Source organism: Aphanothece microscopica RSMan92, from assembly GCF_046613545.2.
Taxonomy (GTDB): domain Bacteria; phylum Cyanobacteriota; class Cyanobacteriia; order PCC-6307; family Cyanobiaceae; genus NIES-981.
This window is the reverse complement of the sequence record NZ_JBKKKY020000034.1, coordinates 20,455-28,868: the sequence shown is the minus strand read 5'-3', so window position 1 is coordinate 28,868 and position 8,414 is coordinate 20,455. Positions and strand designations below refer to the sequence as shown.

The following is an 8,414-nucleotide window of genomic DNA, read 5'->3' as shown; positions in this document are numbered from 1 at the left end:
GTCACAGACCGGCCCACCCATTGCCCCGCAGGGAGTTTGAGGAGAAGACCGCCAGCACCGGCTACGCCGGTGCTGCTCCTCGGGATTTACACCACTTGGCGGGACGCCCCCAAGCCGGGTCAAGCCGCACGCTTTTCTCCACTTAGAAATTGAATATCTCGATAAACTAAATAACCCCCAATTGCCAGTAAGATTCGCATGAGCCAATGAAAAAGACAATTGCATTCCGAGAACCTCTGATGCTCATGCTGGGCCAGAGGCGTAGAGTTGAGTGTATCTTTGGCATCGTCGAGAAAAGTTGGAGTAGAAGTGTAGTTGCTTTTAAGTTAATAGGCCAGTCGGAAGGGATGCAGTGGAGGGCAGAACCTCTCGGGGTGATCTGGAGGCTGGTGAAGTGGCGGCAGATGAGCGGGAGGGTACGGACCTGGAGATGTCGATGGGCCACTGTCCTGGAGGGGCTGGAGCTGGTGCAGTGTTGTCTGGAAGTTGGACAGGCTGCACTGCCCAAGGAGTTCGGCAGCTCGCTGCACTCCTTGAGCTTGCTTGACCTTCGTGAAATGCGGCGCTGCCCTGCTCGGCCGTGGGCACGGGCCGCTGGTGGCATAGAGGGCAGAAGTATCGCGTGGAGGGTTCTTGTTGGACCGGCCGCCGCGGCCCCTTCCGCGGCCCCCGTACACCCCTGGGGTCCACCCAGGCGGCATGAAACCAAGGTCCATCTCAGACAGGCAGGGAACCTGTCATGCGCACTGATCTCGCCCTGAGCCACTGTGGGAACACTGCAGGCAGTCACCCCGACCCGGCGCCTCTAACCACCTCCGACATCACCATCTCTCTGCTGATCGACATCAGCATGGCGCTGGAGGAGATCCAGGCCCGCATCCATGCCCGGGCCTTCGCGGCTGTCATGGATCCGACCAAGGCCCGGCAGTGCGGCAGACGGTGAACCAGTTGCTGGCCGTACTGGATGCCACGTCAGCCTATGGGGTCATTTGAGAGCCGAGTGGAGTGCTGATGGAGCTGGTGGTCAAACGAATCAGCGATCCGCGTTCAAGGCACTACCCAAAGCGAAAGCGGCAGGGCTGGAGTTGCACTGCCCGGCACCGAAGGTCGAGACATTGCGACCCATACCTTTCGGTGTGCATTCATGAAGCACTGAAATAGTGCAATAGTGTAGACCTAGGTGTGTAGTGCCACCAGGTTGTTCCGGCTGACAAGCGGGTGTGAGGCCGACAGGGTTGTGGTGCGACCCAACAGCCCCAGACCTCACCCCCCATGCATACACACCCGAACGCCCGCCTGACACCGATCGGTCGCGAACGCCTGATCCGGCAGCATCTCGAGGAGGGCAGGAGCCTTGCTCAGCTGGCCACAGACCACGGGATCAGTGAACGCACCGCCCGCAAGTGGCTGGCGCGCTTTCGTTCAGGCGGGCCAGCGGCACTGGCGGATCGACGGAGTGTTCGCCGCAGCCAGCGGCGGACGATCGATCCGCAGCAACTGCAGCAGGCCGTGGAGCTCAGGCAGCAGCGCTGCACCCTCCGGAGGATCGCCCGGCTGCTGCTGGTGCCGATCACCACCCTGGCCCGGGCGATGCGGCGCCTGGGGCTGAACCGGCTGGGGAACCTCGACCCCAAACCCCCCGTGCAGCGGTACCAGTGGGAGCAACCGGGGGAGATGATCCATGTCGACATCAAGCAGCTCGCCCGGTTCGAGCGGGTCGGCCACCGGATCACCGGCGACCCACGGAAGGGAAGCTCCCCGGGCGCGGGCTACGAGAAGGTCCACGTGGCGGTGGATGACGCCACCCGCCTGTCGTACGTCGAGGTCTTGCCCGACGAGAAGGGCCCGACCACGGTGGGGTTCCTCAGCCGGGCGGTGGCCTGGTTCAACGGCCAGGGGATCGAGTGCCAACGGGTGCTCAGTGACAACGGCTCGGCTTACAAGTCCCATGGCTGGCGAAAAGCCTGCTACGCCATGGGGTTGAAGCCGAAGAAGACCAGGCCCTACACCCCGAGGACCAACGGCAAGGCCGAGCGGTTCATCAAGACCCTGCTGGAGGAGTGGGCCTACGTGATGCCTTACGGCACCTCGGCGGCCAGGAACGACCTGCTACAGGCCTACCTGCGGATCTATAACGGGCGCAGGTGCCACATGGCCCTGGGTGGCCTCACCCCCCGGCAGCGGCTGGCTCAGCTGCAGGCATGAACAACCTGGTGGCAAACCACACCTAGGCTGAAAGGTGAGTAGAGGAGGGTCTCGCCATGGCGGACCTTGCACTGTTCAGGTTTACCAGCAAGAATGACCTTGCCAAATCGCTATTTAGCGGCTGGCAGCTAGCGCGAAAGGTAGTCGTTAATGCACTGGCTGGGGATGACATTATCCAGGGCAGCACTAAACTCGAACTCATTAGGGGGCTTGTGGTCAAATCCGGAGCCAAACTCATGGCCGGAAATGGCAACGACGTCATCTCTGGCAGCAGCGCCACGAGTGAAGGCTTGAAAAATAGCGGCTATCTCTTGGCCGGGGATGGCAGCGACCGTATCAGCGGCCTATCGGAAGGCCGTTTTGGGATTTACAATACAAAGCTAATCTCTACGGGCGAAGGCAGCGATAGCATCATAGGTCGCTCGACATACGGCATCTTAATCGATGGCTGCTGGAACGGCGAAAATGGCTTTTGGAATGAAAGTCAAATCAATACAGGGGATGGCAATGACCGCATCGTCGGTAGCTCAATAGGGACTGGTCTCGTCAATAGTGGCGCAATCGAAACGGGCTACGGCAATGATTCTATCAAGGGAACTGGGGGTAGTAATAGAGAAAGCTACGGCTCGTACGGCTTTAGCTGGGGCGTATATAATAATCCTAATTGCACAATTAAAACTGGACCGGGCAATGACATCATCACAGGAGCTGGAGGAAAGGGCTGTTTTGGCATCTTCAATGATGGGAATATCAGCACTGGGGGCGGCGACGACAAGGTCAACGCGATAGCTGGAGGCTTCAGGGGGAGTGGCACGACAGATCTTGGACCTGGTGCTGACGCGTTGATCGGCTTTGTTGGGGCTGACACTGCTTCTATATCCGGCGGAGCGGGAGGCAAGTTCATTGGCGGCACCGGCAAGGACAAGATCCTGTTGCCTGATGGCCTTTATCGAATCGAAGGTGGACTAATCGCGCTTGCGTCGGGAGGCCGCTTCATGAAGACCAACAGCTTCGAGAAGATCGGTGGCGTCAATGGTGGCCTCTTCAACTTCGCTGATGGACTACTGACCATCACTGGAGGCGTTGCAACCTCACTCGTCTGACTGTCTGCATCACTCGATGCTGCCGTCCTGCAGCCCTGCCGCAAGGTGGGGCTTTTCTGTGCTGGGCTGGCTACGCAGGGCGCCTTATGAGCAAATGGCTTCCAGTAGCTCAGGGAGATGTAGGCCTCCAGGCCTTTCTCCTCCGGGACCTTAAGATTGTCGCTGCTGGAGAAGTGGGTACCCGCAATCAGGCCCGCCGGTAGCTGTCATTCCCCTAGTGTGCCTTGCTCCGCCACAGGAAGGCGTACAGCACGGCGCCGCTGAGCGTGTGGGGTCGCACTTCAGTTGGATGGCGACCTTGAAAAGTACCTGCACGCTCCGCTGCTGCTGCCGGCCCCAGATTTACCTCACTGACCTGACATAACTGGCTAGGCGAGGAGGAACCCGGGCGGGGTCTGTGGATCCATCGATCTGTGGAAGAGATGGTTCAAAACTGTGCCACGTAGTCCCGCATCCAGGACGGCCTTAACGGATTGCTCAAGGCTGAGCTCTCAGCTTTGCAATGCCTGTGCAAATCGCTGGCGGACTGGCTGATCGACTGACTGCTGAAGAGCTCAGATCGCTGCCTTTGTCTGAAGCCGATGATCGGATTTGAACCGATGACCTACTGATTACGAATCAGTTGCTCTACCGCTGAGCTACACCGGCAACCCAGTGAAACTAGCATTCAGGCGACGGACCTGCCCAGGTGCCCCATGGGGATCAAGCCCGATGCCATCGATCCCAGGCTGCGTGCCCGCCTGCTGCAGGAATCACGCACCCCTTGGCGCGGCCTGCGGCGCGCCCTGTGGCTGGCTCTGGCCGCTTCCGGCGGGCTTGGGCTGGCCGTGATGGCCATGCGCGGCGCCGCGGGCTCAGAGGTGCCTTCAGGTGATCTGCTCATCCAGCTGGCTGCCGTCGTGCTCTTCGGTGGATTGCTCTGGTTCGATCGCAACCGTGCCCCCGCCGACGGCACCGATTGAGGGATCCTCGGTTTCACCGGCTGCCTGGGAGCCAGCCTCAGTGGCGTCTATCTGGCCGGCCTCAGCCTCCGGCGCTGGTGAGGCAGTCGCGGGCGCTGAAGGTTCTCGGATGGTCGCTCCTGCCGGGGGCTCTGCGCCGCCTGTGCTCGCTGGAGCTGCCGGGGGGACAGGCCGGCCCCGGGGCTGTGGAAGCTGTGGAAGCGGCTCGAGCAGCAGCAGGGGGAGTCCCAGACAGATCCTTCGCTGGCTCAGATCCTCGGCCCGGAGGGCGGTGGCGGCGTCCAGATCAGCCTCGCTGCGGCTGAGCAGCCACAGGGACTGCACCAGTTGCTGCCATTGCCAGACCAGCAGGGCCAGCAGGGGAATCGCCAGGATCAGCACGACCAGGCGGTTGCTCTGGGCCAGGGGCGACAGTGCGGTGGCAAGAGCGGCGTGACTGTCCAGACTCCAGAACAGGGGCAGCAGGGCCACGGGCCCCAGTAAGCCCAGCAGCCTGGGCCCCAGGGCATCCTGCAGTGCCGAGAGCTTCAGCTGTGCGGGCGTGCGGCCCCGCAGCGGCACCTGGGCGAGCAGCAGCGAACAGCAGTCGGGGGGCTGCCGCCACAGCAGCAGGCTTGGGGCCAGGCTTCCCAGCCCCAAGGCGAGCAGGCGTTCCAGGGCCGGAAGGGGCCCCGGATCCGCCCCCGCCAGCACCAGCAGCAGCAGCAGCAGCTCCAGGGGAATCGCCCCCAGAGCGATGAGCTGAAGCCAGAGCAGGGGCTCGCTGCGGGGCGTCACGGCATCGGGAATCGGGACACGGCGCTCAGGTGCTCAGGGTGCGGCGCTGGGTGACCAGCTTGTAGGCCTCGACCCGATCACCGTCCTGCCAGCCGGTGAAGCGATCACAGCCGATGCCGCACTCGAAGCCGGTGGCCACCTCCTTGACGTCGTCCTTGTTGCGGCGGAGGGAATCGAGGTCGCCCTCGTAGACCACCTCCTTGCCCCGGCGGACGCGGATCTTGCAGTTCCGCTGCAGTTTGCCCGTGGTGACGTAGCAGCCGGCCACGGCGCTCTTGCCGATGGTGAACACGGCCCGCACCTCGGCTTCGCCCAGGGCCTCCTCCACGAGCTCCGGCTCCAGCAGGCCCTCCATCGCCAGCTGGATGTCCTCCAGCAGCTTGTAGATCACGTCGTAGTCGCGCACGTCGACCCCGGTCGCATCGGAGGCCCGCTTGGCACCAGGCGCCATCGAGGTGTTGAAACCCACGATCACGGCGCCGGAGGCGGCAGCCAGGTCCACATCCGTTTCGGTGATCTCACCCGGTGCCGACAGCAGCACCCGCACCTGCACCTCGCCCTGGGGCAGCTGCTCCAGAGCGCCGAGGATCGCCTCCACGGAACCCTGCACATCGGCCTTGAGGATGAGGTTGAGTTCCTTGAGCTCCCCTTCACTGGCCTGGCCGGACATCGACGCCAGCGAGACGCGCCGGGACGCCATCTGCTGGGCCAGGCGCGTGGCCCGGGCCTCGCTGGCGCGGTCGCCCACCACAGCCCGGGCGGCCTTCTCGTCGGGGTAGACCTCGAACTCGTCGCCTGCCGTCGGCACCTCGCTGAAGCCCAGGGCCTCCACCGCGAAGGAGGGACCTGCCGCCTTCACCCGCTTGCCGGTGTCGTCGACCATCGCCCGGACCTTGCCGAGCACCGGACCGGCTGCCAGCACGTCGCCGGGCCGCAGGGTTCCGTTCTGCACCAGCAGCGTGGCCACCGGGCCCTTGGCCTTGTCGAGGTGCGCCTCGATCACGGTGCCCTTCGCCAGCCGATCGGGGTTGGCCTGCAGGTCCTCCACTTCGGAGACCAGCAGGATCATCTCCAGCAGCTTGTCGACGTTCTCGCCCTTGATGGCGCTGACGGGAACCATCACGGTGCTGCCGCCCCAGTCCTCCGCCACCAGTTCGAGGGCCGAGAGCTCCTGCTTCACCCGGTCGGGCGAGGCGCCCTCCTTGTCGATCTTGTTGATCGCCACCACAATCGGCACCTTGGCGGCGCGGGCGTGGCTGATCGCCTCCAGGGTCTGGGGGCGCACACCGTCATCGGCGGCCACGACGAGCACGGCCACATCGGTGACCTTGGTGCCACGCGCCCTCATCGCGGTGAAGGCCTCGTGGCCAGGGGTGTCGAGGAAGGTGAGCCTGCGGGGGTCCCCGGCGTGCTCGATCTCCACCTGGTAGGCACCGATGTGCTGGGTGATGCCGCCCGCTTCCCCGGCCGCCACGCGGGTCTTGCGGATCGCATCGAGCAGGCTCGTCTTGCCGTGGTCCACGTGGCCCATCACGGTGACGACGGGGGGCCTGCGGATCAGGTGCTCGAGGTCGCTGGCCTCGATCATCTCGACCGTCTTGGCGGCGGCTTCCTCGACGTCGTCCTCCAGCACGGGCACCCCGAACTCGTCGGACACCGTCTCGATCGTGGAGAGATCGAGGCTCTGGGTGACGGTGGCGATGATGCCCTTGAAGAACAGGCTCTTGATGATCTCGGAGCTCTCCACGCCGAGCTTCTCGGCCAGCTCCTGCACCGTGAGGTTCCCCTCCGGCACGATCAGCATTTCGGGCCGTTGCTGCTTGGCCTCGCGGGACGCCCGCAGCTCCATGGCGCGGCGGCGCTGCCGCTGACGGGTGGTCTCCTTCTTGCGCTTGCGCACCGCCACCGTCGGCTTGGGCGCGGGGGTGGTGCGGCTCCTGGGCTTGGTGGGCCTGGCCAGGCTGGCCTGCAGCACCACGGCCTCCAGTTCACCGGCGTACCCACCGGTCTCCGCGGTCAGGGCGTCGTCGTTCTCGCCGATGATGTGGACCTTGGGGCGCTGGCGCTGCGGCGTGCGGCTGCGCAGGGCCTCGAGCTTGGCGCTGTCATCCCAGTCCGGCCGGCGGGGACGGCCGGCGGCTCCGGCGGCGACGGGCGCCCGGAAGCCCGGACGCCGGGGCGCGGCCGGTGGTGTGGCGGTCGGCCGCACCAGATCGGGCGTGGTGGTGCCGGTGCCGCCGGCTTCGCTGCGCTCGCCCGGGCGCCGCGGTGGCGGGGCGGGAGTGCGACCGGAGGGTTTCTGGAGCTGCATCAGCTCGCCCGGGGCCATCGGCTTGCGCATGCCGGGGGGCATGCCGGGGCGACCGGGCGCCGGCGGCCTGGTACCGCCGGCGCCGCTGCTGTCGCGGCGGATCGGCTTGCCCACCAGCTCGAGCGGGGTCGGGGCGGGACGCCCGCCCCCTGCACCCTGCCCGGGTCGGGTCGGGGCCGGCGCCCCAGGGCGCTGGGGACCCTTCGGCCGCTGGCTCAGCGGCGGCCGGCCGGCCGGGGGCGCGGGACGGCTGCTGCTGGCCTGAGCGCTGATCGGTCGGCCGACCAGCTGGGGTTTGCCAGCTCCAGGCCTGGAGGGCAGCTCGGGCTTGCGGCTGGGGGCGGGCGTGGCCGGTCGGGCCGGCTTCGCGGCGATCACCACCGGAGGCCGGGCCGGCGGCGCGGGTTTGGATGGGGGCACCTGCTGCCGGCTGGCCGGTGCCGGTGGACGCACCGGTGCGGCGCCTGGCCTCACCTCAGGAGCTGCCGCGGGCTTGGCCGGGGCGGGGGGACGGCTGGGCAGGGGTGCCGGCCTGGAGATCTGGGCCTGGGGCGCCGGGGCGGCCGGTTTGGCGACGGGCTTGGCTGCCGGGGTAGCGGGTTTGGTCGCCGGGGGGACCGGTCGGCTGGGCGCACTCGCCGCGATCGGCCGGGTGGGTGTGGCCGGGCGGCTGGGCTGGTTGACCGGTGCCGTCACGGCCGGGCGAGCGGGGGCGGCGGGCTTGGGGGCGGACGGCGCTGTGGGGGGAGCGGCTTTCTTCACCGACAGGATGGACTTGGTGGGGGCAGTGGGGGCAGCAGCTGATGGCTCCGCGGCACCGTTGCCGCCCTTCTCGATCAGCTGGCGGATGCGAGAGGCCTCGTCATCACTGATCGAGCTGCTGTGGCTCTTGGCAGCCACGCCCAGCTTCTCGGCGGCATCGAGCACGTCCTTGTTGTCCAGGCCAAGGTCCCTGGACAGCTCATAAATTCTGACTTTGCCGCTGCTGGTCATTCAGGTCTCCAGTGGTCGGGGCCCAGGACCTCCATGGGGGTCCTAGGGCACCAGGCCGCACGC

At 65.9% G+C, this 8,414-nt stretch carries 6 protein-coding genes and 1 tRNA gene; 4 read left to right on the top strand and 3 right to left on the bottom strand.

Annotated features, from left to right (window positions below; translation table 11 throughout):
• Positions 1 to 739 precede the first annotated feature (739 nt).
• The 3 genes from ACLD7X_RS10495 (at position 740) to ACLD7X_RS10485 (ending at position 3,308) form a co-directional block, all read left to right on the top strand.
• Positions 740 to 943, top strand: a complete 204-nt coding sequence (locus ACLD7X_RS10495) for a hypothetical protein (RefSeq protein WP_411423576.1) — start codon at positions 740 to 742, stop codon at positions 941 to 943.
• Between the two features lie 329 nt (positions 944 to 1,272).
• Positions 1,273 to 2,205, top strand: a complete 933-nt coding sequence (locus tag ACLD7X_RS10490; protein ID WP_411423575.1) for an IS481 family transposase — start codon at positions 1,273 to 1,275, stop codon at positions 2,203 to 2,205.
• Between the two features lie 56 nt (positions 2,206 to 2,261).
• Positions 2,262 to 3,308, top strand: coding sequence for a hypothetical protein (locus tag ACLD7X_RS10485; protein WP_411423574.1), 1,047 nt, complete (start codon positions 2,262 to 2,264; stop codon positions 3,306 to 3,308).
• Positions 3,309 to 3,884: 576 nt separating this feature from the next.
• Here ACLD7X_RS10485 and ACLD7X_RS10480 read toward each other — a convergent pair.
• A tRNA-Thr gene (locus ACLD7X_RS10480) sits at positions 3,885 to 3,956 on the bottom strand.
• A 47-nt stretch (positions 3,957 to 4,003) separates the two neighbouring features.
• On the opposite strand from ACLD7X_RS10480, the gene ACLD7X_RS10475 reads away from it, so the two are divergent.
• Entirely contained in the window at positions 4,004 to 4,270 is a 267-nt protein-coding gene (locus ACLD7X_RS10475) for a DUF3493 domain-containing protein (RefSeq protein ID WP_411423573.1), read from the top strand.
• Here the strand turns inward: ACLD7X_RS10475 and ACLD7X_RS10470 are convergent.
• Together ACLD7X_RS10470 and infB are read right to left on the bottom strand one after the other, a co-directional pair.
• Complete coding sequence (locus tag ACLD7X_RS10470; protein WP_411423572.1) at positions 4,175 to 5,047, bottom strand: low-complexity tail membrane protein; 873 nt, start codon at positions 5,045 to 5,047, stop codon at positions 4,175 to 4,177. The genes ACLD7X_RS10475 and ACLD7X_RS10470 overlap by 96 nt on opposite strands.
• 25 nt (positions 5,048 to 5,072) lie before the next feature.
• A complete protein-coding gene (gene infB, locus ACLD7X_RS10465; RefSeq protein WP_412007288.1) occupies positions 5,073 to 8,351 on the bottom strand; it encodes a translation initiation factor IF-2 in 3,279 nt (1,092 codons plus the stop codon).
• Positions 8,352 to 8,414: the final 63 nt, after the last annotated feature.